Source organism: Nostoc sp. ChiQUE02 (assembly GCF_034531305.2).
In the GTDB taxonomy this organism is placed as follows: Bacteria; Cyanobacteriota; Cyanobacteriia; order Cyanobacteriales; family Nostocaceae; genus Nostoc.
On record NZ_JAVRBN020000111.1, the window covers coordinates 1 to 3690 of the forward strand.

General features: G+C 45.4%; 1 protein-coding gene. It reads right to left on the reverse strand.

Annotated elements, in window-relative coordinates:
- Positions 1–87 precede the first annotated feature (87 nt).
- Positions 88–2625 (reverse strand): cell division protein HetF, encoded by a 2538-nt coding sequence (gene hetF / locus RM347_RS35510; RefSeq protein WP_322721609.1) that lies wholly within the window; start codon positions 2623–2625, stop codon positions 88–90.
- Positions 2626–3690: the final 1065 nt, after the last annotated feature.

Consider the following 3690-nt stretch of genomic DNA (forward strand, 5'->3'; position numbering starts at 1 on the left):
CCTCTCTGTTCGTTGTGCTTATCTTAATGGTTTACTTGCTGTCTGATTAGGTGTTTCTTCCAAAAGTGGATGTTCCCCCACAACATATTACTGTTCTTCGCTCTTTTCCTGAAGGAGCGATCGCCAATCTTCAATCGCCTTCTCCGTCCACAGCCAATTTTTAGCTAATTTATCTACCTGGAAATTTACTGGATCGGACTTGAGAACCAATTGCCGCAACTTGATCGCTTCATTCAGATATTGTGTCTGCTTACCACTAGACTGACTCAGTGCAGATTTATACAGTCCCAGAGCTAAACCAGCATAGGAAGTTAAAGCATCTTGAGGGACTGCCGTATTTGTAGATATTGCGGCGCTAGAGTTTGAGTTCTGCTCTTTGAGAGCTAAATTCAAAGCCTTGAACCAAGAGTCATTGGCTCTATTCAGATTACCTTCTGTGTAGTAGGCAAATGCCAAAGCGTTATTATACAAAAGCGATTCTGGTTTAGCTTTTGCAGCAGTTTCCCAGTAACGGCGGGCATCATCGACGCTATAGTTATTGTCTCTAGTTTGGATAGATTGCCATGCCAATCGTCCCTTGTAAAAGTTCACCGATGGATCGTCAGCTTGTTTACTTGGAATTAGTTTCAGAGCAGTTTCAGCCGCAGCCAATGCGCCACGATTGAGTAGTTCTTCTACAGCCAATAACCCACCTTGCAAGTCGCCCTGGCTCAATTTTTCCGTAGCGCTGGCGGTGACAACTCCAGTCGCTGCTGTTTCTAAATCGATATTTTGCTGCTTTTGGATAGGTAAAGACTCAGTGGGAATTGCTGGGATGTTAGGCAAAGTTGCCTGCTGAGACCGATTTTGCCACCACCAATTTAAACCGATCGCAGCTGCTAACGCACTGATTCCCACAATACCCACAATCGGCCACAGCTGGCGGCGACGGGTACGAGGTCTTAGTGGGGCTGGTTGCGATGCCTGCGGCGGGCTATGCCTACGCAAAGAATTAGAATTCTGCCAATTTCCTTCAACAGCTTGAGGTGGCGGTGGTGGAACTTCTCCCCACAAATCTGCTTCCTCTTCTAGGGAAGTCATTTCTTCTGAAACTTGACTTTGGTGAGGACTATTTTCGCGAATTTGTTCATCCGGTTCAGTTGAAGCTTTTTGGTTATCTAGCTGCCGAAACAAATCCGAAACTATCGCAGAATCTTCCTCATAACTTGGGTCATCATACTCAATTTCATCAACTAGATCGCCCCAAGTATCTTCACCCAGCCAGTCCAACCCAGAAGAGTCACGCGTCAAACCAGAAGGAATCATTTCTTCCATTCCTAAAGGTATCTCAGAATCATCGGCGATCGCAGAGTACATCGTGGAAGTTATGCCTAAAGGCGAACCATATTGGTTCAGCGACTCCGCACTTTCAGATAAATCACTTTCCGGACTCAGAAAACCGTCAAATTCTGGCTGGAGATATAAAATCGGTAATGCCCAGTACATCTGGTGAGAACCATAGGCAGAAATTAATCCTTGGCGCACCCGACTGACGCACAAATCTACTGGATATCCCTGGCTCAAATTGCGGTAAAACAATTGTGTAAGCGTCAACGCCACTTCATCAGGAATCCGTTCTGACATAGCCAAAACGCTTCTAATTCCCCGCTTCACCAAACTTTCTGCGAGATTTCGTTCGCCAGTATCTCCAGAGGGATCGGATGCAGCTGTGTATGCCCCCAAGCAGGAGTTAAACACTGCCATTTGGATATTATTGTTGACGAGCAAACCAGCCAAATCGTCTCCACTCAAGATTTCCGTTAAGCCAGTTCTGCGACTAGCAAGATAAATTTCTCCGCCATTGCCGCCTAAATTACTATGACCAGAGTAGTGGAGAACGTGATATTTGCCTTGTTCTAGGGCTTGCGTCAGTTCTTCCCGTCCTGGCTGGTCTAATACAGTCAGTTCAATTTGTGGGAAACGATTGCTACCTTCAGCAAGTCGTGGTATACGGTGAAGTTCGGCTTGCAGTTTGATAGCTTCCTGTTTCTGTAAATCAAGACGGACTTGATCTGAGGGGGAAGCAATTACCATCAATACTCTGATACCACCGTGTTCTAGTGGTGTGAGCATATTTCGCGTAGGCGTAGCCCCCCGCAGGGATCGCAAAGGCGAAGCCCCCAAAATTCCACTTTGGAAGCGAGAAAAAGCCACATAAGGACCAGTAGCCAGAGGGCGATCGCCTGCGTGCATCACTTCCCAAGGCAGACGAGCTAACCTAGTGTCTTTTAGCCCCAAGCGTAAGCGTAGTACTTGTTGGTGGTTCTGGGCAATACCTTGGGCAGTAATCCAACTATCTCTGAGAGTGCCTTGAAATAGGGCGTTATAAAATTGTTGACCCAACGCCACCAAATTAACAGAGTTTCTGGCGATATCGCTTTCGTGCCCACCAGAAGCAAATGGATCTCCTTGCAACACCGATTTCAATGGGTCATTCATCAAATGCCCAGCAGCCATCAACCAATCAGCTATAGGCCAAGTCACCAATTCTTCTGCCAATGGTACCCCAGGCGCGACTTGTTCCGTCCGCACCAAGTAGTCATTTTGCCCTACAGGAGTTACCGAAATGTGGAATTCCTGGGTCACCGTTTCTCCTGTCCGCCTCCTAAATCTGGTTTGAAACGCGAAAGTTTCAAGTCGATTTTTCGCTCCCTCTGATAACTTAGATGCATCCCACCCCTGAATGTTTCTGATTCGGTGTCGTTTTGGTTTTTCTGCCTTTACAACTTTATCCGGATCGGATTACTTGGGTCTAGAACACTTAATTGGTAGATGCACCTTGATCTTCAACTCCCCTAGTTGGCTAACACCCACTGGGGGTTTTTTTCAATTTTGGCAAACAACAGCAACTTCTGACGCAGATATTCTCTACCAGAAAATAGTGCTTAACCCTAGAATACTTGATTAGTAGATGGATGTCCCTTGATCTTTAACTCCCCTAATTTAGTTAATACCCACTCTTGTTTTTTTTTGACACACGACAACAATCAATTTTCTAATAAATTTATCCGGAGCATGGGGGTTAAACCTAGAAGATTTAATTGGTAGATGCACCCTGATAACTAGCTCCCCTGGTTGGCTAACGCCCACTGGGGGGTTTTTTTATGAAGGTAGTAAGCACAAAACTTATACAGTGACAACCTGAAACCTATATCTGAATAAGCCCACGCCAGTTGCTTCTCCTGTTCAAAGACGCTCTTGCTAGGAAGCTTTAAGAGTCGGGAACCCTTTGGTAGTTTCTACCCTGCGCTTTCTCCAAAGAAGTATAGTTGGGTGTTGCTCACTCAACGGACGGTTTCATCAAGGCACTGGCTCCCCTGAAAAAAGGGAACCCTAAGAGCCAACTTTTTAACAAAATTGGGCGTTCTCTTGTGCCTAAGTCTTAAAGCAGTAATCATCTTGGATACACCCATTTTGTAAGGCAGCGCACCGATCATCTAATTGGTAGGTCTGTCCTGATAACTAACCCCTCTGAGGTTTTTCTCTAATAAACACACACTAACAGCTTCAACCTCTGCTAATTTATCCGGTAGCGACCCATTTACTTTAGAAAAGATTATTGGTAGATGCACCCTGATAACTCACTCCCCTGGTAGGTTAACACTAACTGGGGTTTTTTTATTTAAAAAAATAACTGACCTTGATAACTTA